At 37.4% G+C, this 23,132-nt stretch carries 21 protein-coding genes; 14 read left to right on the plus strand and 7 right to left on the minus strand.

Going from position 1 to position 23,132, the window contains the following annotated elements:
- Positions 1 to 73 precede the first annotated feature (73 nt).
- The 4 genes from lysS to TASI_RS03390 form a co-directional block, all read right to left on the minus strand.
- A complete protein-coding gene (gene lysS, locus TASI_RS03375) occupies positions 74 to 1,600 on the minus strand; it encodes a lysine--tRNA ligase (protein ID WP_014111357.1) in 1,527 nt (508 codons plus the stop codon).
- A 3-nt stretch (positions 1,601 to 1,603) separates the two neighbouring features.
- A protein-coding gene (gene prfB / locus TASI_RS03380; RefSeq protein WP_144312778.1) for a peptide chain release factor 2 occupies positions 1,604 to 2,708 on the minus strand; the annotation gives its coding sequence in 2 pieces (ribosomal slippage) (positions 1,604 to 2,626 and positions 2,628 to 2,708; 1,104 coding nt in all).
- 35 nt (positions 2,709 to 2,743) lie between these two features.
- Positions 2,744 to 4,444 (minus strand): single-stranded-DNA-specific exonuclease RecJ, encoded by a 1,701-nt coding sequence (recJ, locus tag TASI_RS03385; protein ID WP_014111359.1) that lies wholly within the window; start codon positions 4,442 to 4,444, stop codon positions 2,744 to 2,746.
- Entirely contained in the window at positions 4,426 to 5,250 is an 825-nt protein-coding gene (locus TASI_RS03390) for a hypothetical protein (protein WP_014111360.1), read from the minus strand. The genes recJ and TASI_RS03390 overlap by 19 nt, the downstream gene beginning before the upstream one ends.
- Positions 5,251 to 5,298: 48 nt before the next feature.
- Between TASI_RS03390 and TASI_RS03395 the strand changes: the two genes are divergently transcribed.
- Both TASI_RS03395 and TASI_RS03400 read left to right on the plus strand, forming a co-directional pair.
- Complete coding sequence (locus TASI_RS03395; RefSeq protein WP_044978018.1) at positions 5,299 to 6,579, plus strand: lipoprotein-releasing ABC transporter permease subunit; 1,281 nt, start codon at positions 5,299 to 5,301, stop codon at positions 6,577 to 6,579.
- Positions 6,572 to 7,258, plus strand: a complete 687-nt coding sequence (locus tag TASI_RS03400) for an ABC transporter ATP-binding protein (RefSeq protein WP_014111362.1) — start codon at positions 6,572 to 6,574, stop codon at positions 7,256 to 7,258. Before TASI_RS03395 ends, TASI_RS03400 begins: the two co-directional genes overlap by 8 nt.
- Here TASI_RS03400 and ubiM read toward each other — a convergent pair.
- The gene (gene ubiM / locus TASI_RS03405; protein WP_014111363.1) at positions 7,245 to 8,429 is read right to left on the minus strand and encodes a 5-demethoxyubiquinol-8 5-hydroxylase UbiM; all 1,185 of its coding nucleotides are present in this window, start codon (positions 8,427 to 8,429) and stop codon (positions 7,245 to 7,247) included. The two genes, TASI_RS03400 and ubiM, sit on opposite strands and share 14 nt — an antisense overlap.
- A 67-nt stretch (positions 8,430 to 8,496) precedes the next feature.
- Between ubiM and TASI_RS03410 the strand changes: the two genes are divergently transcribed.
- From TASI_RS03410 to greB, 4 genes are read left to right on the plus strand one after another with little or no spacing between them, the layout of a single operon-like run.
- Positions 8,497 to 9,300, plus strand: a complete 804-nt coding sequence (locus TASI_RS03410) for a TatD family hydrolase (RefSeq protein WP_014111364.1) — start codon at positions 8,497 to 8,499, stop codon at positions 9,298 to 9,300.
- On the plus strand, positions 9,270 to 11,702 hold the full coding sequence (locus TASI_RS03415; protein WP_014111365.1) for a DNA internalization-related competence protein ComEC/Rec2: 2,433 nt from the start codon (positions 9,270 to 9,272) through the stop codon (positions 11,700 to 11,702). The genes TASI_RS03410 and TASI_RS03415 overlap by 31 nt, the downstream gene beginning before the upstream one ends.
- Before the next feature lie 21 nt (positions 11,703 to 11,723).
- The gene (locus tag TASI_RS03420) at positions 11,724 to 12,554 is read left to right on the plus strand and encodes a PHP domain-containing protein (RefSeq protein WP_014111366.1); all 831 of its coding nucleotides are present in this window, start codon (positions 11,724 to 11,726) and stop codon (positions 12,552 to 12,554) included.
- Positions 12,555 to 12,556: 2 nt separating this feature from the next.
- On the plus strand, positions 12,557 to 13,105 hold the full coding sequence (gene greB / locus TASI_RS03425; RefSeq protein ID WP_044978263.1) for a transcription elongation factor GreB: 549 nt from the start codon (positions 12,557 to 12,559) through the stop codon (positions 13,103 to 13,105).
- On the opposite strand, the gene TASI_RS03430 is transcribed toward greB, so the two are convergent.
- A complete protein-coding gene (locus TASI_RS03430) occupies positions 13,102 to 13,977 on the minus strand; it encodes a 23S rRNA (adenine(2030)-N(6))-methyltransferase RlmJ (protein WP_014111368.1) in 876 nt (291 codons plus the stop codon). The two genes, greB and TASI_RS03430, sit on opposite strands and share 4 nt — an antisense overlap.
- 83 nt (positions 13,978 to 14,060) lie before the next feature.
- On the opposite strand from TASI_RS03430, the gene TASI_RS03435 reads away from it, so the two are divergent.
- From TASI_RS03435 to TASI_RS03470, 8 genes are all read left to right on the plus strand, one after another.
- Positions 14,061 to 15,995 (plus strand): SurA N-terminal domain-containing protein, encoded by a 1,935-nt coding sequence (locus TASI_RS03435; RefSeq protein ID WP_044978020.1) that lies wholly within the window; start codon positions 14,061 to 14,063, stop codon positions 15,993 to 15,995.
- Between the two features lie 138 nt (positions 15,996 to 16,133).
- Positions 16,134 to 16,331 (plus strand): 50S ribosomal protein L35, encoded by a 198-nt coding sequence (gene rpmI / locus TASI_RS03440; RefSeq protein WP_014111370.1) that lies wholly within the window; start codon positions 16,134 to 16,136, stop codon positions 16,329 to 16,331.
- Positions 16,332 to 16,343: 12 nt separating this feature from the next.
- On the plus strand, positions 16,344 to 16,703 hold the full coding sequence (gene rplT, locus TASI_RS03445) for a 50S ribosomal protein L20 (protein WP_014111371.1): 360 nt from the start codon (positions 16,344 to 16,346) through the stop codon (positions 16,701 to 16,703).
- Positions 16,704 to 16,788: 85 nt separating this feature from the next.
- Positions 16,789 to 17,811: a phenylalanine--tRNA ligase subunit alpha gene (gene pheS, locus TASI_RS03450; protein WP_014111372.1), complete on the plus strand. Its 1,023-nt coding sequence runs from the start codon at positions 16,789 to 16,791 to the stop codon at positions 17,809 to 17,811.
- Positions 17,812 to 17,822: 11 nt separating this feature from the next.
- Positions 17,823 to 20,249, plus strand: coding sequence for a phenylalanine--tRNA ligase subunit beta (gene pheT / locus TASI_RS03455; protein WP_014111373.1), 2,427 nt, complete (start codon positions 17,823 to 17,825; stop codon positions 20,247 to 20,249).
- 10 nt (positions 20,250 to 20,259) lie between these two features.
- Positions 20,260 to 20,595, plus strand: coding sequence for an integration host factor subunit alpha (locus TASI_RS03460; RefSeq protein WP_014111374.1), 336 nt, complete (start codon positions 20,260 to 20,262; stop codon positions 20,593 to 20,595).
- Between the two features lie 64 nt (positions 20,596 to 20,659).
- Positions 20,660 to 21,052 carry a MerR family transcriptional regulator gene (locus TASI_RS03465; protein ID WP_014111375.1) on the plus strand — a complete coding sequence of 131 codons (393 nt, stop codon included), beginning with the start codon at positions 20,660 to 20,662 and terminating at the stop codon, positions 21,050 to 21,052.
- A gap of 8 nt (positions 21,053 to 21,060) precedes the next feature.
- Positions 21,061 to 21,864: a glutamate racemase gene (locus TASI_RS03470; RefSeq protein ID WP_014111376.1), complete on the plus strand. Its 804-nt coding sequence runs from the start codon at positions 21,061 to 21,063 to the stop codon at positions 21,862 to 21,864.
- Here the strand turns inward: TASI_RS03470 and TASI_RS03475 are convergent.
- Complete coding sequence (locus TASI_RS03475; RefSeq protein ID WP_014111377.1) at positions 21,861 to 23,033, minus strand: alpha-hydroxy acid oxidase; 1,173 nt, start codon at positions 23,031 to 23,033, stop codon at positions 21,861 to 21,863. The two genes, TASI_RS03470 and TASI_RS03475, sit on opposite strands and share 4 nt — an antisense overlap.
- Positions 23,034 to 23,132: the final 99 nt, after the last annotated feature.

The following is a 23,132-nucleotide window of genomic DNA, read 5'->3' on the forward strand; positions in this document are numbered from 1 at the left end:
AATTTACTTCATGTGACAAAAAACAGCTTATGACATAAAAAAGGGTGGAACCTAAGTCCACCCTTATTAAACATTAATCTTCTTTTCTTAAATGAGGGAAAAGTAATACATCCCTGATTGAACTACTATCAGTCAAAAGCATTATTAATCTATCTATACCAATCCCGCATCCCCCAGCATATGGCATGCCATATTCCAAAGCACGAATATAATCTGAGTCGTAGTACATAGCTTCCTCATCGCCCGCATCCTTGGCCTTAACTTGCTCCATAAAGCGTGCCGATTGATCCTCAGGGTCATTTAATTCCGAAAATCCGTTTGCAATTTCGCGACCAGTTATGAATAGCTCAAAGCGCTCAGTAATTTCACTATCAGTATCCGATGCACGTGCAAGAGGCGATACTTCTACAGGATAATCGATAATAAATGTTGGATTCCACAGTTGGCTCTCTGTAGTCTCTTCAAATAAAGCCAATTGCAGAGCCCCTAATTTTAAGCCCTCAGCCGCTGGTGCTTTCAGAGCAATAAGTTCAGAGCGAATAAAATCAGGATCCTTTAATTGTTCTTCTGTATATTGGTGGCAATATTTAAGTATCGCTTCCACCATAGTTAATCTCTCAAAAGGCTCATCAAAATTCAACGGACGGCCTTGATGCATAATTTGAGCTGAACCCAAAGTTCTAACAGCAACTTCACGCAAGATTTTTTCAGTAAAATCCATCATCCATTCATAGTCTGTGTATGCTGCATAAAACTCCATCATTGTGAATTCAGGATTATGACGTGGACTAACTCCCTCGTTTCTGAAATTGCGATTAATCTCAAATACACGTTCGAATCCGCCAACAACCAATCGTTTTAAATAAAGCTCTGGTGCAACGCGTAAATACATATCCATATCTAAAGCATTATGGTGAGTTACGAATGGCTTAGCTGTAGCACCGCCTGGAATAGGGTGGAGCATAGGAGTTTCAACTTCCAAAAAGCCATTTTCAGTCATAATTTGTCTTAGGTGAGACATAGCCTTAGACCTAACAATAAAAGTCTCACGTGTAGATTCGTTCATTATTAAATCTACATATCGCTGTCTATAACGTAATTCTTGATCTGATAGGCCATGAAATTTATCAGGCAATGGGCGTAATGATTTACTAATAAGTTCAACAGATTGAGCATGAACAGAGAGTTCGCCCTTCATTGTTTTAAATACACGTCCTGAAACACCGATAATATCTCCGATATCCCATGATTTAAATTCATCATAAGCTTCGTCGCCTAGATGTTTTTTATCTAAATAAACTTGGATACGTCCGCTAGAATCCTGTAGAGTTGCAAAACTTGCTTTACCCATAACGCGTTTTAACATCATACGTCCAGCTACGATTGCTGGAGTCTCTAAAGGATCAAGCTCTTCTTTGGAGAGTTCATCAAACTTTTTATGTAAATCAGCAGCTTTATCGATTGGTTTAAATTTATTTGGAAATGACCACCCCTTAGTCTCACGTAAACCTTTTAATTTCTCTCGTCTTTCAGCGATTAAACGATTTTCATCTATCGAAACTTCGCTTGATTCATCTGCGTTTTTTACTTTATCTGACATTCCTTAAACTCCCTGTTTGAGGCTGGCTTCAATAAACATATCCAAATCCCCATCTAAAACTTTTTGCGTATTCGAAACTTCGACGTTGGTTCTTAAATCCTTAATTCGACTTTGATCTAATACATAAGAGCGAATTTGATGTCCCCAACCAACATCCGATTTTGATTCCTCTAACTTTTGTTGGTCTGCCATACGCTTTCGTAATTCAAGCTCATATAACTTAGATTTAAGCATAGACATAGCCTCAGCCTTATTTCTGTGCTGAGATCTATCGTTCTGACATTGAACAACAATACCTGTGGGTTCATGCGTTATGCGCACAGCTGAGTCAGTCTTATTAATATGCTGACCACCAGCTCCACTAGCTCGATAAGTATCAATCCTAAGGTCTGCAGGATTAATTTCTACCTCAATCAAATCATCAATTTCAGGATATACATATAAACTTGCAAACGAAGTATGTCTGCCATTAGCCGAATCAAAAGGGCTTTTACGAACAAGTCTATGTACACCGCTCTCAGTACGCAAAAAACCAAAAGCGTAGTCACCTTCAACCTTAAGAGTTGCAGATTTAATGCCCGCAACATCCCCTGCAGATTCTTCAAGCAACTCAGTTTTAAAACCCTTACGCTCGCAGTATCGCAGATACTGTCTCAAAAGCATGGAAGCCCAGTCTTGAGCTTCAGTACCCCCAGCTCCCGATTGAATATCAATAAAACAGTTCAAAGGGTCGGCAGGTTGAGAAAACATACGCCTAAATTCAAGACCCTCGATAGCCTCTAAATATCGCTTAGAATCTTCTTCTATGGCAATGAGTGTGGAATCATCGCTATCTTCCACTGCCAATTCATATAAATCCTTACTATCTCGAATAGATTGCTCTAACTCAGATAAAACAAGAACTACATCTTCAAGAGATTTTTTTTCTTTTGATAAAGATTGAGCCTTTTCTGGGTCATTCCAAATATTTGGATCTTCAAGTTCCAAATTGACTACTTGCAGGCGTTCTGCCTTAGTGTCAAAGTCAAAGATACCCCCTGAGGGATTCCACGCGTGATAAATAATCACTCAGATTATTTGCGATTTGATTACTACGTTCAGCTTCCATTTCTAATTATTCTTGGTGAGGTAAAGGGAATTTTACTATATAAGATGCTCTTGAACCATAAGTTGCAGGTTCTCTAGACCATTGAATTGATTTACATTTAAAGTAAAAATAAGCTCTACTTCCGGTGGCAATGCTTCCGTAAAATTAAAGTAAATTGCTTTAAATTCCACTCCATCTTTTTCTATACGTAGACGAGAATGTTTTTCTTTTAATATGGTTTGATCCAAAACTTTAAAGCTGTCATTAAATAGAGGTTTAGGAAACCCAGCTCCCCAAACTATATTATCGAGTTCTTTTGCTGTATCAAGTTGAGCCCATACAACATCTATCGGTCCATCGGTATCTACCACGCGATTAAATTCAGTGATACCTGAGATATCGACTACAGCTTGATTAAATGCCGGTTTAAACTCCTCAAGATATCGCTCATGCATAGTCAAACCTGCGGCCATCGCATGCCCTCCAAATTTAGTGATAAATTCGGGATATCGCTTTGAAACTAAATCAATCACATCACGTAAATGTACGCCTGGTATTGATCTACCTGAACCTTGAATTAAACCATCTCCAGCACTAGCAAAAACTATAGAGGGCACCCAAAATTTTTCTTTTAATCGAGAAGCCACAATCCCAATAACACCAGGATTCCAATCCTTGTTAAAAGCTACCAGAGACTGTTTCGATATGCTTGTTGAGTCACTTCCATTTAAGGCCTCTAACTTTATTTCATCTTCTATAGATTTTCTTTTTTTATTAAATTCGTCAAGTTCAGTTGCGTAGATATATGCTTCGTTAGGATCGTCAGTTAGCAGGCATTTGATACCTAATGACATATCTGCAAGCCTTCCAGCAGCATTGATTCTTGGACCGATTCTGAAACCTAAGTCAGTACTAATAGCACTTTGATAAGGAGTAGACGCAACATTAAAGAGGGCCAATATTCCTGCTTTTGTTTTTCCGCTTCTAATTAGCGATAAACCTTTTTCTACAAGCAATCGGTTATTCGAATCTAGCTTTACAACATCTGCCACCGTTCCAACAGCAACTAAATCAACTAATGAAGCCACTAATGGCTCTTGAGATCTATCTGCCCATCTTCCACGTTTTCGAAACTCAGCTCTTAAAGCGATTAACAAATAAAACATCACCCCAACACCTGCCAATGCCTTCGAAGGAAATGAGCATCCTTTTTGATTAGGGTTGATAATGCTCAAGGCTTCTGGTTTTTCATCTCCTGGCAAATGATGGTCGGTAACGATTACATCAATACCAAGCGAATTTGCATAACTTACTCCATCGACGCTTGCTATTCCATTATCCACAGTGATTATCAACTCAGGCTTATGTCTTTGCTTAAGTAGTAAATCAATTAGTTCAGGCGATAGTCCATATCCAGTCTCCGCTCTATTTGGCACAAAAAAATCTGCGTCATGTCCAAACATGCGAATACCCCTAATAGCAACAGCACATGCGGTTGCGCCATCGCAGTCATAGTCGGCCACAATCACAATATCTTTTTTCTGCTCAATAGCATCAGCTAACAATGAAGCCGTCATCTCCATATTAAGCATTAATTTTGGGTCGAGCATATGATGCCAGTCTGTAGACATTTGCTCAATATCAGTGACACCTCGTGCCGCCAGAATCCTTGCGATTAATGGGTTATAACCCTGTTCTTCGAGCTTTCTAGCAATGTTCTTATCGAATTCTCTGATTTTTATTTGACTTGCGTCCACACTTTCTTCCAGTTTGGTTTAAACCACTTATCTAAAAATTTCGCTTCTTTTAAATGTAAAATTTTGTCGGTAGAGGTTAAAAATATATTTTTATAATCTGCTATCGATTGATCAATTTCGAGAAGCTGATTAAACCATGATTCCCAATCGTTTTTGATATACGCTTCTCTTAATCCATCTACGAAAACTATATCCTTTTTCTGTGGCAATGCCCCCGCATCCTCCCCGTAAATCCATATCCCGTTTATATATTCATCCTCAGCAATTTGATGCATGGTCATCAATATATGATTATAGATTTTACGAAAATATTTAGTTTCCTCTGTATCAGGCCACCACTGTGTAATTGATGTCTCTTCTATAAGAGAGGTACTTGGTAATCTACCCAAAGAAATTGGACTTAATAGAATAAATTTATCTTTTTCTCTTTTTAAATCTATATCATATTCAGTCAATTCTTTTCGTATTGTTTGAAGAACATTTTTAAATTTATCGCTTAGAAGCAAGTTTTCTGAGACTTTGTGAAAATTCACTTCATGATTCCTCACAGAGTTATGACCAAAATCTAAAACATAATGAAATTCTTTAATTTCGTTTAAATAACCCGCAGAATTCAAATCTTCGATATCATTATGCATTAAGTACTCATCAGCTGTACATAAATATTTTTCGCATTCGAAGTCATAAAAAGAGATTTTAGAATTTCGAATCAACTTATGAATATTGGGTAGCGATTTTTCAATATATTCCGCAAATTTATTAATTAAAGGTTTAGGCGGGATAAATGAACTAATAATTAAATCCATTATTACGTTATGGGCAGCTGTTAAAATTTCAATTTTAACTGGATATCAATAGTGACATTACCATATGAACTGTGGATCGGTACTCGATACGCAGGACTTACTAAATCCAAAGGCAGAGGATCAAAGAGAGATAAATTTGTCTCTTTTGTAGCTGCAAGTTCAATGGCTGGCATAGCTTTAGGCGTGGCGGCTCTAATTATTGTTTTATCTGTTATGAGTGGCTTTCAAGTGAAAGTGCGAGATCGCATGTTATCGGTGATACCTCATATCCAGGTCTATTCTACAAATGCAACAGCTGTCGAAGGTTTGAAAAATTGGAAGTTCATTCGAGATGAAGTACTCAAATACGATGATGTTACGGGTGCTTCACCATTTGTATCTGCAGGTGGAATGCTTGTTAGAGATCAAGTTCTTAAAGGGGCGCAATTTCGAGGGATAATTCCGTCAGAAGAGGGAAATGTATCTGACCTTCCCTCACAAATTGTAGAAGGTTCTTTAGATAATCTAAAGGCTAAGGAGTTTGGTTTGGTTCTTGGTTTAAGAGCCGCTAATCAACTTGGTGTTGGAGTAGGTGACACTCTATTAGTTATGAGCCCTCAAGGCTCAATTAATCCATCAGGTTTCTCCCCAAGAATGCGTCAAGTCACAATTGTTGCTTTATTCGATTCTGGGCATGCAGAATATGACACAAACTTAGCTTTTATGCATGCAGATGACGCAGCTGTACTCTTTAGAAATACTGCTATATCAGGGGTGCGTGTTAGAGTTAAGGATATGTTAGAGGCACCTGATATCGCTATCAATATGTCAAATACGCTCCCATATGGATATGTAGCTCATGATTGGACATACGATAATAGAACTTGGTTTGCAGCTGTTAAGGTCGAAAAAAGAATGATGTTTATGATTCTAACCTTAATTGTTGCGGTAGCTGCTTTTAATCTACTATCTTCTTTAGTTATGTCCGTAAAAGATAAACAGTCTGACATTGCCATATTAAGAACTTTAGGGGCCAGTCCTAGATCTATTGGTTTGATTTTTCTGATTCAAGGTGCACTGATAGGTATTATCGGAAGTATTCTAGGGGTTGTTTTTGGTTGCTTAATTGCCTATAACATTGAGACTATTATTCCATTTATAGAAAATCTTTTGGGATTGCAATTTATAAATCCAGAAGTTTATTTTATTTCTCAACTACCATCTCAAGTTAATTTAAATGAAGTATTCATAATCGCAGCTACATCAATTATTCTTTCTCTATTAGCAACTATATATCCTAGTTGGAGAGCCTCTAGACTTCAACCTGCGGAGGTTTTAAGGCATGAATAACTACGCACTTGAAACCCGATCAGTTTTTAAATCATATTCAGACGGAACCTCAACTCTTGAGATTCTAAAAGGGATAGATTTAGCGATTCCTAAAGGTGAAATGTTAGCCATAATTGGGGCTTCTGGGTCTGGTAAATCTACTTTATTGCATATTATGGGTTTGCTTGATAAACCAACTAGTGGTGAAATTTTTATTGATGGGGTGGATACTAGCAATCTTTCCGAAGTCCAAAAAAGCAAAGTAAGAAATGAGAAGCTTGGGTTTGTATATCAATTTCACCATTTACTCCCTGAATTTACGGCATTAGATAATGTTGCGATGCCTCTAATTTTAAGAAGACTCAGTTTTGATAGAGCCAGGGATGAAGCTCAAGAATTTTTAAGAAAAGTTGGGCTTTCTAATCGAGAACTACATCGTCCTGGTCAGCTCTCAGGAGGAGAGCGTCAACGTGTAGCCTTGGCTAGAGCTTTAGTTACTAAGCCAGTTTTAGTCCTTGCAGATGAACCTACAGGCAATCTTGATACAGAGACTGCATCATCCATGTTTAGCTTACTTAAAGAGATGAACTCTGAACTTAAAACTGCTTTTGCAATCGTTACGCACGATAATAAACTAGCAGCACTAGCAGATAGAAAGCTTAGAATGGAGAAGGGTGTACTGAATCCTACTCAGACTTAGTAAGCATATTTGTAATAAATTTCTTAAATGGCGGTAAGTTATTACTAATTCTAAGAATAGCGGTACGAACTAATTTGGCTGGTTCGCTATCATTAGTGAATATACCAACTACGGTATTAGTTCCATGATATAAGAAGCGAGTTTTAAGCATATGTTTTTGTTCGTAAGCACCGAGCACCGCTTGAGAAGCAAAGTCTTGACCACGTCTTTCTGCTTTTAAAATTTCAGATCCGAGGATTACAGCCGATGAAAGCCCAAGGTTATAACCGTGGGCCGTAACTGGGTGCATACCTACTGCAGCATCTCCAATAACAGCACAAGAAGGACCTATAAATCTTTTCGCATGAACTCCGACAAGTGGGTATGAAACCATTTCACTATCTACAGATACATCGCCCAATTTTCCATCCAAAAGTTTATACACTTCAGCAGCACGTTCGGTTGGAGATTTTTCTAAAATTTCATGTGCACGATTTGAATCTATAGTAAATACCGCACTACTTAAGTGCTCTTCAAGAGGAAGGATAGCCAGAGTTTTTCCATAACGGAAACACTCCATAGCAGTGTGATTATTTGAATTTGTGTGTCTAACTCTAAAAGTGACTACAGTGCGGCCATAATCGTTAGAGTCGGCCCCTATACCCATTTTTCTACGGGTACTTGAGAATCTACTATCTGCAGCAACTAAAAGTCTAGCCGTAAGTTTTGTGCCATCTTCAAGAATAACGCTCGCTTTATCGTAGTCAACTTTAACGTCAGCTACACCTAAACCAAAACGCATCTCTACATTATCTTGCTCTAAGACGGCTTCATATGAAGCTTTGCGAATATGATGATTAGAAATGAAAAATCCTAGACCTTCATCAGGATTTTTAGGATTATCTTCAGAGAAATGAAGATTATAGTCAGAGTCTCCGTTAAAAACTCTCGCATCGTAAAGAGGATATATATCTTCAGGTTTAACGCGACCCCAAATACCAAGTTTTTTCATTGAATTTCGTGAGGCATGCGTTAGTGCAATTTCACGTGCATCAAATTTTGGGTTGGCAATGTTCTCTTGTGTGTTCTTCTCGATGAGTAGTATTTTTAAGTTACTTGAATTGAGTGATCTACAGAAAGCGAGTCCAGCTGGGCCAGCTCCCACAACAATAATATCTGCATCCAATGGCATAACTTACTCCGCGAGATGAATAATGTTAAATTTAATAGGTTCATCACATTGTAACAAAAGAGCATTTATGTTGATAGACACGCATTGCCATCTTGATGCCTGTGATTTCAAAAAAGATTTGGATGAGGTTGTTGAGCGCGCAAGAAACTCAGACGTAACTAAAATTATTATTCCAGCCATTAACACTAGCAATTATGAGGCTGTCGAGGGAATTGCTAATCGTTTTGAGGGTGGATTTTTTTGTCTAGGGTTGCATCCAATGTATCTTGAAAGTGCTAGTATTGAAGACCTGCAAATAATTGAAAGCATATTGAAAGAGAAGAACAATCCTAAACTTATTGGTGTAGGAGAGATTGGACTAGACTTTTTTGTTGATTCTTTGCAAAGTCCAGAACAAATTGAAAAGCAGGAATATTTTTTTCTGGAACAGTTAAAACTAGCTAAAAAATATGATTTAGCAGTGGTTTTACATGTAAGAAAATCCGTGGATAGAGTCTATAAGTATTTAAATCAAGTCGGCGGTTTGCGTGGCATAGCACATGCATTTAACGGAAGTGAGCAACAAGCTCAAAAGTTTGTAGAGATGGGGTTTTGTCTTGGTTTTGGTGGAAATATTACTTATGACAGAGCCCTACAAATACGAAGATTAGCGAAAACATTGCCACTTCAAAATATTGTTCTTGAAACTGATTCTCCAGATATAGCACCATCATGGATTTATAAGCAAAGAAATGAACCGTACCATTTGAGGAAAATAGCTGAAGTACTTGCAGATATTCGTGAAATAACTTTGGAAGAGCTTGCTGAAGCGACTTCCGCGAACGCTGCGAGAGTTTTCAATTGCCCTCAACTACGACACTATGTTCATTAGCTACGATATTTGCCTTTGCGATAGTGCAGCAATTAGGTGCATTGCCACCAAGTAAGTGGTATTTTGTATTAGCCCTAATTCCTATAATTTGGCCACTTAAGGGTAGATATCGCATCATATATTTATGCTTTTATTTAGGTGCTGTATATAGTTCTTATCTTGCGTATGAGAGGCTTAATATTCGCCTTCCAACTTTCTTTGAGAACAAGACCATTGTCACAAAAATTCTAGTAACTAGCATTGCTAGTGAAACAGAATCGACTATTCAGTTTGACGCAAAAATTTTACATGATGGATATTCGCAAATTCCTTCTAAGATTCGTGTATTTTGGAATATTACACGGGGGTTTAATCTTTATAAATATGGACCAAAAGTAGAGCCATTGCCAGATGTGGTTCCAGGGCAAGTATGGGCTGTAAATCTAAAGATTAAGTCGCCTTCTGGACTTATGAATCCTGGCGGATTTGATAGCGAAGCAAATATGTTTCGAAAAGGATATCGACTAATTGGGGCTATAAAGGGGCATCCTCGTTTAGAGAGTGAACATAATTTTGATTTCCCAATTAGAGTTGAATACATAAGGCATAAAGTTAGAGAGCGGCTAAAAGCGTATTTAGAAAATAAAAAATATGGCGGAATAATATTGGCATTGGTTATGGGTGATCAATCGTCCATACCGCAGGAATATTGGGAACTTTTTAATAAAACTGGAATCACGCATTTAGTTTCTATTAGTGGCTCCCATATAACAATGCTCTCTACGATGGCCACATTACTAGTTCTTATTCTTTCACGTCGACTTTTCCGTAAGGGAAAGCTGGTGCTTGATTCCTTTAATGCCCATACACTATCGCTTTTCATAGGATTAATCGTTGCTTTTGCATACTGTCAGTTAGCGGGGTGGGGCGTTCCAGCTCAGAGAACATTTTTGATGCTACTGATGATATTTCTAATGAAGCTTCTTAAATTAAAAGCATCATTTCTACAAAACTATTTATTGGTGGCAATATTTATATTAATTCTTGATCCCTGGGCAATTTTAAACGTCGGATTTTATTTGTCCTTTGCTGCTGTAGCCATTCTTCAATATATTTTGCATTTTTATAAGACGCTTGAAGCAAGTGATGTTTCTCGATGGAAAAAGATTCGAATAATGGTTTTAGAATGGGCTAAGTTGCAGTTTGGAATTAGTTTTGCAATAAGCCCATTTTTAATATTATTTTTCAATCAAATCTCTATCGTTTCACCTCTTGTAAATGCATATGCGATCTTTCTAATAGGATCAATAATCACACCAGCATGCCTTTTGTTGGCAATGCTTGTGTTCATCAACCCATACGTTTTCATAAATCAATATTTAGCAGATACCATACATTTTTTATTGTTTAAGACAATGCAGCTTACAGAATATATAGCTCGTATGAGTTGGGCGAGTATTGATATTCCGCACACTAGTACCTTGTTTTTTGCTTTGTCCTTAATTGGGGTTGCAATCGTTATTGTGTTTAAACATAGGTTTATTAAATTACTTGGATTTTTGATTATCGTGCCATCGATGTATGGCACGAGGGCATTGCCACAATATGGGAATTGGGAGCTTATTGCTTTTGATGTTGGGCAAGGAGGAGGTGTTTTAATTAAAACTAAAAATAAGCGTCTTTTATTTGACACTGGCGTTAGAACCTCCCCAAAAAACGATGGATTTAGCAGTGTGTTAGCATCGAGTTTTCGATATTTAGGTGTAGATAAACTTGATTATTTAGTTGTGTCACACGCTGATATTGACCATACGGGTGGTATGGCTGAACTAATTCAAAATATTTATGTCGATAAGGTGTATGCTTCATTTAAAGTAGATGAATTTATTGATTTTGAAGAAGAGGCTTCAGGGAAGCACTATAGAAGCAAAAATTCATTGCTTCTATATGATACGTGCAAAGCTGGAACCTCTTTTAGTGCCGACGGTGTCAAATTTACTTTTTTGCATCCAAAGAATAAAAGGGTATGGCCCGTGAAATCTAAAAATGATGAAAGTTGCGTGCTTTTGATAGAGGGCATGCGACATAAAGTACTTTTAACGGGGGATATACTCTGTGAGCAGGAGGCGGGGTTATTGCCACAAGTAAAAGATATTGATTTAGTTTTAGCGGCTCATCATGGATCGAAGTCTTCATCGCAACAAATGTTCGTAAATTCAACTAAGCCTAAAATTGTCATTGCTCAAGCTGGATATATGAATCGATATGGTCATCCGCATGAAGCCGTGCGTCAGAGATGGACTCAAGCAGGAAGCGAATTTTTGGTGACTTCTGAATTAGGAGCTATATACGTAAGATCCGATATGTATGGATTAAAATGGGAATCATACAGAAAAGAAAAACGAAAGTATTGGCATCGATAATAATTATTAAATGGAGTGATTATGCTAAATGTCGACTTGCATTGCCACTCAACAGCTTCAGATGGTGCTCTAAGCCCCGAAGAGATGGCAACTATAGCGAAAACTAATAATGTAGATATTTGGAGTCTTACAGATCACGATGTGCTATCTGGGCAAGAGGCTGCGATGTCAAAGGCTAAGGAATACGGGATAAATTTTATAACTGGCGTAGAAATTTCTACGGTATGGGGTGGTAGGACTCTGCATATTGTTGGTTTGAATTTTGACCATAATAATGAATTAATTCTTAAAGGTTTAGAGGGCATACGAAAAGGTCGTGCTATAAGGGCAAGAGACATTGCCTCACGGTTTGATTCGATTGGTATCAGTGGAACATTTGAGGGTGCCATGAGATATGCGGATAAAGAAGAGAATCTATCTAGAACTCATTTTGCGAGACATTTAGTTGATACAGGTGTATGTTCGCAGATGCAAGAGGTTTTTGACCGATATTTAACTGTCGGAAAGCCCGCATATGTTGCTGGGAATTGGGCTACTTTGGAAGAAGCTGTTACTTGGATTACAGAATCAGGGGGAATTGCGGTTATTGCTCATCCTGGAAGATATAAATACACAACTGAGGAGTATGTAAATCTTTTTAATGAATTTAAGGATTTAGGTGGCCGAGCAATTGAGGTGGTTACAGGCTCTCATTTTCCTTCTCAATATGAAGAATATGCATTTGTAGCTAAGAAATATGGTTTTCTTGCTTCATGTGGGTCTGACTATCATGGTCTTGAAAAAAATTCTATGATGTTAGGAGAGGTGCCACCATTGCCAAAAGGGCTTGACCCAGTATGGGAGCATTTTTAAATATGAGTAGAGCTTTCGTAAAAGAAGATTCAAACGAGGACGAAGAGCTTGAGCATGAGCCAGATATGCCTAAAGGCTTAAAAAATTATATGACTCTTACTGGCTATCAAACTCTTAGAAAGGAGCTTTCCGATTTAGTGACTGTTGAGCGGCCTGAAGTAGTTCAAGTAGTGTCATGGGCGGCATCAAATGGCGATCGTTCAGAAAATGGGGACTATATCTACGGAAAAAAACGTTTGCGTGAAATTGATCGTCGTATTCGTTTTCTCACAAAGCGATTAGAGATTGCAGAAGTTATAGACCCATCAACTCAGCCTAACAAGGATCAAGTATATTTTGGGGCTACTGTAACCTATCTAAATCCTGAAGATCAAGAAGTGACAGTAACTATCGTGGGAATAGATGAGGCGGACCCACTTAAGGGCAAAATTAGTTGGATCTCACCTGTAGCTAAAGCATTGATTAAAGCTGAAGAGGGACAAGTTGTTATTCTTAAGACTCCGACTGGAAAGCAAGAAATTGAGGTTCTTGAAATAACATATCCCGATTAAAGATTAGCTGAGTGCTCAACTTTATATGAAGATTCACCCTTAATTCCAAGATGTTCCACTAAAGCGGGCATATTTTCTTTTAATGAATCAATTAGTGTATAAGGCGGATTAATAATAAACATACCACTCCCAAACAATCCATAGCCAGATTTGGGAGCTTTAGAGATAGTAAGTTCAAAATTCAGCCACTTGATACCATCCAGAGCTTTTAAGTGCTTAATCATTTTGCTCACCTCAAGTCTCTGAACTAAGGGATACCAAACAACATAACATCCGGTACTAAATCTTTTTAAAGATTCCTTAATACAAAGAAGAACCGATTTGTAATCAGCCTTATCTTCATATGAGGGGTCGATAAGGACAATAGCACGCTTAGTTGATGGTGGAAGTAGCCCAATCATACCCTTGAATCCGTCTGAAAAATTGATTTGAATCTGCTTGCTATATGGCTGGTCCTCGAAGAACATATTTTTTCTGAGTACCTCAATTTCAGTTGGGTGCAATTCAAATAATTTTAATTTGTCGCACTCCCTCATAAATTCTAGGGCTATCCATGGAGACCCTGGGTAAGCTGCGATTGTTTCTTCCTCGGAATTAGGCCCAATTTCGTTGAAATCCTTTATATATTGCACGTATTCACTTAGATCTTGTGGCAATGTTTTCGTTAACAAAGCCTGTATTCCTCCAACATATTCAGATTTAGTATTCGCCCACTCGCCCATCAAATCATAGACGCCTGCGCCTGCATGTGTATCTATAACCCAGTATGGAGCTTCCTTACGGTTGAAGTAATTAATAATATGGATAAGCACAAAATGTTTGAGCACATCTGCATGGTTTCCCGCATGAAATGCATGTCTGTAGCTAAACATTAAAGATCCCTCATGTATAAAATGACTATTATAAATCTGTTAAAATTTCCCCCTTATTTAATTTAAACGTTTAGAGTTGTAGTATGTTGGAGTTTTTACGCAAACATTCGAAGTGGGTTTTATTTTTCATTATTCTGCTTATAGTGCCTTCATTCGTGTTTTTCGGGTTGTCTGATTACTCGGGTATGAATGTAAATGAAAAACCCTTAGTGCAAGTAAACGACGACAAAATTACTGAAAGTCAATTCAATCAGTCATGGACAGAACGTTTGAATTCCTTACGCAATCAATTAGGTTCGAATTTTAAAGTATCTGAAGTTGATACTCCTGAATATCGTAAATTATGGTTAGAAAACCTAGTGGATAATTTAGTTATTACGAATACTGCAAGGGATAAAAAATTCTATGGTTCGGACTCTATGGTTAGATACTCTATTGCTCAGGACCCTAGATTTATGACTGACGGTAAGTTTTCTATGGAAAACTACAATGCTTTCTTAACTAGTGTCTCCACTAATTCCCAAGAATATGAGAACTTTCTAAGAGCTACTTTAGGAGTGAATGTTGTGGTAGACCCAGTTATCAACAGCACTATTGTGCCAGATTCCACCATAGAAGAGCTTAAAAAATATGTCACTAAAACTCGTCAAGTTCAAACAAAAGTATTTGCAAACGAAGATTTTGTGAAATCAGTGAATATTGATATGAAAGAGCTTGAAGAGTGGTTTAATAAAAATGCCGAATCAAAATTTCGTATTCCTGAATACTTAAATGTCGAGTACATCATTCTGAATGAAAAAACAGCTGTCGATCAAGTTCCAGAGCCTAATGAGGATGCACTTAGGAGTTATTTCGAAAACAATAAAAATAGATTCTCAACTGAGGAAAGAAGATTTGTTCGTCATATCCAAGTTGAAACTGAAGAAAAAGCCAATAATTTACTTGAGCAACTTAAAGCTGACCCTTCAAAGTTTGAAGAACTAGTTTTAAGCGAATCTAAAGACTTAGGTACCAAAAATAATAAAGGTGAGCTTGGCTATCTTAAAAAACAAGATATACCTGGTTTGGAAAATACTGTATTTGCACTTGAAAATCCTGGATTGACAGGTCCAGTTAAGTTAGGTGAAAACTTCCATATATTTGAAGTAGTAAATATTGAAAAATCTCAATCTAAATCTTTTGAAGAGTTAAAACCTACATTAGTTAATGAAGTGAAATTACAAATAGCTTCTGAAAAATTTGCCGAATTAGCTACTAATTTGACTAACTTAACTCATGAGAGAAGGGATGATTTAAAAACTATTGCTGATGATTTAATGCTACCTGTTGGTCAAGTTCACGGTATTACGAAATCTGGAATAATAAGTGATATTCCAGACAAAGTAATTCTTAACGAGGATATTAAAGCAATATTTAATACACCTCGTGTTATAGATATTGCTTTTAACAATGAAGTTTACAAACAGGGACAAAATTCTGGTGTAGTTGAAATTTCTCCTTCTGAATTTTTAGTTTTTAAATTAACAGATAAAAAAGAGTCAGCAGTACCTTCATTTAAATCAGTTAAAGCTAAAGCTGCACGTGAATTTCAATTAGAAAAAGCTTCTGAATTAGCTCAAAAGGCAGGAGAAGACTTTATTAAAACCCATAGTGCTTCAGCTTCTGTTGAACCTAAATCAGAAGATGGATCATCTCTATTGAGAGAAGGAGTAGATGTTAGCTTATTTGCGGGTAATCTTCCTGATGCCCTAATGGCTGATGTTATGGCTATCCCTAGCGATAAGCTTCCTGCATATGTTGGAAGCAAGACGAATGATGGTTATGTTGTTGCAAGAGTAGTAAAAGATTCAGTTCCTGATGAACGCATGGTTAGAGTCTTTGAGCAACAATTTCCTTTGATTGTCAAAAACGGGACTTCTGCACAAATCGGCGATGCATATAAATTTAGTCTACGCGATTTTCATAAAGTCCAATATACAGATGTTGTTCAAAAGACTATAGAAAATAAAGAAAATTAAAAAAGTGTAGACTTTTTAATAACTTATTTATAAAATATACGTTTTTAAAAACAAAATTTTAAATAAAAAATAATACAGATTAAGGGTTTTATAGAAGACACTAATTTTAGTGGCACCCGTATCTATAAAGGTAAAAATATGCCAAAAATGAAAACCAAAAAAAGTGCATCTAAGCGCTTTAAAGTCCGCGGTAGCGGCTCTATTAAGCGTGGTCAAGCTTTCAAGCGCCACATTCTAACTAAAAAAACAACCAAAAATAAACGTCAACTTCGCGGTTCTACTCAAGTTCATGAGTCTGATGTTGCATCAGTTCGCGCGATGATGCCATTTGCTTAATAGGAGAAATATATGCCACGCGTTAAACGCGGTGTAACCGCACGTGCTCGTCACAAAAAAATAATTAAATTAGCTAAAGGTTATCGTGGTCGTCGCGGAAATGTATTCCGTGTAGCTAAGCAAGCTGTAATGCGTGCTGGCCAATATGCATACCGTGACCGTCGTAATAAAAAACGTACCTTCCGCTCTCTTTGGATTGCTAGAATTAATGCGGCGGTTCGTGAGCAAGGTATGACTTATAGTGCCTTTATTGCTGGTTTGAAAAAAGCTGCTATTTCTCTAGATAGGAAAGTTCTTGCGGACATGGCAGTTAACGACAAACCAGGGTTTGCAGTCATCGTAAATCAAGCTAAAGTTGCTCTAGGCTCTTAGACTTAGTCTTAGTTACTAATTGCTTTAATTCATACGGGGCTCGCATATTGGGCTCCGTTTGTATTTAAACTTCTCGAAAAATCTCATGTCTATAAATTTAGAAGAACTTATTCAAAAAGCTTCTCAAGACTTTAGAGAAGCTAAAACTCCAGCTGCTCTTGAAGATGAAAAAGCGAAATATATCGGAAAGAACGGCACTATAACTCAACTTATGAAGGGGTTGGGAGCATTGCCACCTGAACAAAAAAAGACTGAAGGGGCAAGATTTTCTAAAGCAAAAAACGAAGTTGAGAGACTTCTAAATCTTAGAAGAGAGGAATTTGCTAATCAAGCATTACTAGAGAAGTTATCTGCAGAAAAAATTGATGTAACTCTTCCTGGAAGAGGTGGTCAAAGGGGTGGTCTCCATCCTGTTATAAAAACATGGAGAAGGGTTGAAGCCATATTTAAGTCTATTGGTTTTGATGTGGCAGATGGTCCTGAAATCGAGGATGATTGGACAAACTTTACTTCTCTAAATAACCCAGAAAATCATCCTGCTAGATCTATGCAGGATACCTTTTATATCGACAAAAAAGACTCTAATGGACTTCCATATTTACTAAGAACTCACACAAGTCCTATGCAAGTAAGATATGCTCGCTCGCATAAACCACCAATTAAAGTGATTGCTCCAGGAAGGACTTATAGAGTTGATTCAGATGCTACGCATTCTCCTATGTTTCATCAAGTTGAAGGTTTATGGATAGCGGAGAACATATCTTTTGCTCATTTAAAAGGTGTTTACACTAATTTTCTTCAAGAGTTTTTTGAAACTCATGATTTAACTGTAAGATTTCGTCCTTCATTTTTCCCATTTACTGAACCGTCGGCTGAGGTCGATATGATGTTTACTTCAGGACCTAACAAAGGTAAATGGTTAGAAATTAGTGGTTCAGGTCAAGTACATCCTGCAGTAGTTAGAAATTTCGGACTTGACCCTGAAAAATATATTGGATTTGCATTCGGATCTGGTCTTGAAAGATTAACTATGCTTAGGTATGGAGTCGATGATTTGAGGCTCTTTTACGAAGGGGATCTTAGATTCCTTAAACAATTTCAAGTTTAAGAGGGTTGAATATGCTAGTTTTAGATTCATGGTTACGCGAATTCGTCAATCCTCCTGTAGAACCTAATGTTCTTGCTGAAGCTTTGACTATGGCAGGGCTGGAAGTTGAAGAAATCATAAAAGTTTCTCCAGAGTTTACTGGAGTTGTGGTTGGAAAAATAGTAAGTATAAGCAAACACCCACAAGCTGATAAATTAAAAATTTGTACGGTTGATGCTGGACTAGAAGAAAATCTTCAAATTGTGTGTGGTGCTCCTAATGCAACTGAAGGGATTAAAGTGCCTCTTGCTACTGTTGGTGCTAGATTGCCGAATGGCTTAAAAATCTCTGTAGGAAAACTTAGAGGAGTCGATTCTTTTGGTATGCTTTGTTCGGCTTCGGAATTAGGAATTAGTTCCGATACAAGCGGCTTACTTATACTTGATGACGAGTTAGAGGTAGGCTCAAATTTATCAGATTTATTTTGTTCCGATGATGTAACTTATGAGATTAAGCTTACACCTAATCGCGCGGATTGCTTGTCGGTTTATGGAGTAGCACGTGAAGTAGCAGCATTATTTAAATTGCCGCTAAAAGAAGGGCCGATAGTAGGAAGCATTGCCACAAAAGAAAATATTGTATCTCCAAAAGTAAATGTGTTGGCTCCAGAATTGTGCGGAAGATTTACCTCTAGAGTTATTAGAGGCGTGGATGCTTCTGTATCTACACCACAGTGGATAGTTGACCGACTAGAAAAATCTGGTCAGAGGAGTGTTTCTGTACTTGTAGATATCTCAAATTACGTGATGTTGGAATATGGTAGACCAACCCATGTTTTCGATTTAGATAAAGTCAAAGGCGATTTAACTATTGATTGGGGTAAATCGGGAGAGCAATTAAAACTTCTTAATGAGGAGCTTATTGAATTAAGTTCTGAGTATGGTGTAATTTCATCAGATGCTGGCCCAGAGTGCTTGGCTGGGATTATGGGTGGCTTCGAAACTTCTGTTACTAAGGAAACAAAAAATATTTTTATCGAGGCTGCATTTTGGTATCCAATTGCAATTGCTGGCCGTGCACGAAAACTAAAACTTTCATCTGAAGCTAGTCATAGGTTTGAAAGAGGAGTCGATTTCAAAACTAATGTAGAACATATCGACTATATAACCAAACTTATCTTGGATATTTGTGGCGGTGAGGCTAGTGAGGTAAGTGATCAAATCATAAATTTACCTAGTCAGAATAAAGTTTCAATGCGTCTTAGTAGGTGTCAGAAGATTATAGGTATTCCTGTAAGTGCGACAGAAGTGGAACAGATATTTAATGGTCTTGGCTTTGAATATGAAATATCAAAGAGCACCGAAGATACTATTTTTGAAGTGATATCCCCGTCTTACAGATTTGACATTGAGATTGAAGAAGATTTGATTGAGGAAGTTGCACGAATTTTCGGATTCGACAATATCCCAGCCATTCCTCCTATTACTGAGAACATTATGGATAATCTCAGTGAACTTAAACTCAGTGCTCATGATATTCGTGACATTATGGTAGGTGAGGGGTATCAGGAGGTTATTAACTACAGTTTTGTTGACTCCAAATGGGAAGACTACATAGGAAATTCCAATTCAATTAAATTACTTAATCCTATTGCCTCTAATCTTTCTGTAATGCGGAGCAGTCTTGTATTAAGTTTGGTTAATAATATTTTCCAAAATTCAAAGAGAAAACAAGCTCATATTCAAATTTTTGAGATTGCAAGGGCATTTGAATACGACAATTCTGTACAAAATTCAGAACTTGAGGTGCATGGAGTTTCTCAAAATTCAAAATTAGCTGCCGCTGCATGGGGTACGGCTTACCCTCAACAGTGGGGTGAAAAATCACGTCTTATTGATTTTTATGACGTAAAAAAGGTTGTTGAAAACTTATTTTCCAATACTAACGAATTGTCATTCAAAGTATTTAATGAGAATACACAAAATCCATTGTTGCATCCTGGCAGAAGTGCTTTAATTCAGTTAAATAGTAAAGATATAGGTTTTATTGGTGAATTACATCCCCAAATTGCTCAGGATTTTTCACTAAATCAATCACCAATTGTGTTTGAAATTGATCTTGATGCTTTAATTAATAGATCTTTACCTGAATATAAAGCCATATCTAAAAAGCAATTCCTCGAGAGGGATTTAGCAATTTGGGTTTCTAAAGATTTGGAATATTCAGAAATCAAAAATGCAATTGAGAATATGATGATTCCAAATTCTCAAACAAGTTTAGTTAAAAGTTTTAACATTTTTGATGTTTGGTCTGATGCACAAAATGATAAAGAGAAGAGCATTGCCATCAAATTTACTCTTCAGGAAGATCAATTACCATTAGACGATAAAACTGTAGAGGCTATTATGAGCGAAATTTTAAATGAACTAAGTTCTAAATTTAATGCTCGTTTACGGTAAGAGGACAAAAATGAATAATAATGACTTAGATTTACAAGATGCTGACCTTAAAAGCAAAACTCTAACAAAAGCAGAGTTAGCTGAGATGCTATTTGAATCTGTTGGATTAAATAAAAGAGAAGCAAAAGAGGTGGTTGACCAGTTTTTCAACCAAATTCGAGATGCACTTGCAAACGGAGAGCCTGTAAAACTTTCAGGATTTGGGAATTTTCAGGTTAGAGATAAAGCTGCACGACCAGGAAGAAACCCAAAAACAGGAGAGGTTATCCCTATTGATGCGAGAAGGGTTGTAACTTTTCATGCTAGCCAAAAGCTTAAATCTGTGGTCAGTGAAGCACATAACTAAATTAGTGTAAAATTGCTTTTATTTGTCTTAAATTTGACATTGACACCTGTTAGCGGAACTCACGATGATACAGACAGAAATTTTACCTACAAGCTCATTGCCAGCTATACCAGCTAAGCGATATTTTGGTATAGGTGAAGTTTCTGAATTATGCAATGTTAAGCCCCACGTTATTCGCTATTGGGAAAAGGAATTTACACAGTTAAATCCCGTTAAACGAAGGGGAAATCGAAGATACTATCAGCACCACGAGGTTTTACTAATTCGTAGAATCCGTGAGCTGCTATATGACCAGGGGTTTACGATTAGCGGGGCACGTAATCGCCTAGCTGAAGGTAGAGATAATTCATTGATTCCTGGTTCCGATGCTGCGGTTCGCTTCAGCGCAAAGGAAATAGCGAATCTTAAATCTTCCTTAAAACAAATAATCAAAGATATTGATAAACTCCTGAAATAAGGTGCTGTATGGAAAATCTCAAAAAATTAGTTAAGCCTATCGCAGTTTTTGACGCTGGTATTGGAAGTTATGCATGGGCTAGGGCTATTAGAGAGAAGTTTCCTAAACAAGATATTATCTATTTCGCCGACAGAGCTAATTTTCCTTATGCTTGGAAAACTAAAGAAGAGTTAAAAGCTTGTATTAAAGGGGCGATTGAGCGTCTTGCTGAGATGGGAGCGTCTTTAGTTGTAGTTACATCAAATGCTCCTTCAATCACAGTAGTTAGTGATATCAAGGATGAGTGTTCTGTACCTGTTGTCGGAAGTATCCCTCCTATAGCTTCAGGTGTAGCTGCTTCTAAATCAGGAGAAATCATAAATCTAGGCGTTAAGATTTTATCTTCACTTCCTGAATTTAGATTTTTCGTTGAATCTATTTCTGATGGTGCTCAAATTCATCTCGTAAATGCAGAGGACTTAGTCACTACAGTGGAGAGTGGACAGTTCATTACAGAACCAGAAAAAACAGCTGAGCAAGTTAAAAAGTTTATGGACGATGTGCGTTCCAAATATCCAAATGCGGACGTATGTACACTTTCCTCTACCCATTTAACATGGATTGTGGATATATTCCAAAAAGTAGCACCTGATATGCTTTTCATAAATCCAGTTGATCGTACACTTAAAAAAATAGAGCCCTACACATCTGAGGGCTCTGGAATGACTTTAAGCTATGCTACTGCAAGTGAAGAATATCCGCTTATTGGCCTTCAACTTATGTTCGATAAGCTTGGTATTCCAATTAAGCTTGTCGAAGTTCCTGCCGTTTAAGCTAATTTCATATCTTCAGGGATATATAAAATATCGCTTGAAGCTTGCGATAAATCTGTAATACCGCAAAATCCCATAGTCACGCTTAGCTCTTTTTGCATGATATCGAGTGCTTTGCTTACTCCATCCTTACCGTATGCCCCTAATCCGTAGATATATGGTCGACCAATCATAACTCCGTCGGCTCCCATGGCATATGCCCGCAAGATATCTTGACCTGATCTGAAACCGCCATCAATCCAAACTTCGGTTGTACTTCCTATGCGATCTACCGCTTCTAATATAGGTGGCAATGCTTTAATAGTCGATAATGCTCCGTCTAATTGACGGCCTCCGTGATTTGACACAACAAATGCATCGGCCCCAGAATTACATGCCTCGATTGCATCACCTGGATCCATTATTCCTTTGAGAATAATTTTTCCGCCCCATTGATTTGCAATCCAATCCAAATCCTTCCAATTTAATGTCGCATCAAATTGACGGGCAGTCCATTCAGATAAAGCCGTAACATTGTCCATGCCTTTTACATGACCAACCAAATTTCCATAAAACCGTCTTTTAGTATGTAGCATTCTCCAGCACCAATCAGGTTTAGTAGCTAAATTTAAAAGATTTGGTAGTGTTGGTTTCGGCGGCACAGTCATGCCATTTTTAACCTCATTATGTCTCTGTCCTAGTACTTGTAAATCAAGAGTCACCACAAGGGCAGAGCAAGCTTGTTTTGCTCTTTGAATCAAATCAGCCATAAACCCGCGATCTTTCATCATATAAAGCTGAAACCAAAATGGTTTTTTTGTATTCGCTGCCACATCCTCAATTGATGCACAACTTACTGTTGAGAGCGTAAAAGGAACACCAAATTCTTCCGCAGCCTGAGCACTCAAAATTTCCCCGTCAGCTCTTTGCATACCACATATACCTACAGGTGCAAGAGCGACTGGCATAGCATATTCCTCGCCTAGTAATGAAGCTTTAGTAGATCGGTTGGCAATGTTCACGGCTACTTTCTGTCTGAACTTTATGCTACTTAAATCGCTTTCATTCGCTCGGTATGTTGATTCTGTGTAGGAGCCGTGGTCGGCATACTCAAAGAACATTTTTGGTACTTTAGTGGCTGCAATTTTCCGCAAATCTTCGATGCTAGTTATTTTTTTTAGATATTCCATTTCTAAATAATTTAATAATCGTAAGTTATAAATATATTATTGAATTTACAACTGTAAATGTTGTAGAGTTTTACATTAAATTTTTTATTTTTATACTGA

It is taken from the genome of Taylorella asinigenitalis MCE3 (assembly GCF_000226625.1).
Taxonomy (GTDB): Bacteria; Pseudomonadota; Gammaproteobacteria; order Burkholderiales; family Burkholderiaceae_B; genus Taylorella; species Taylorella asinigenitalis.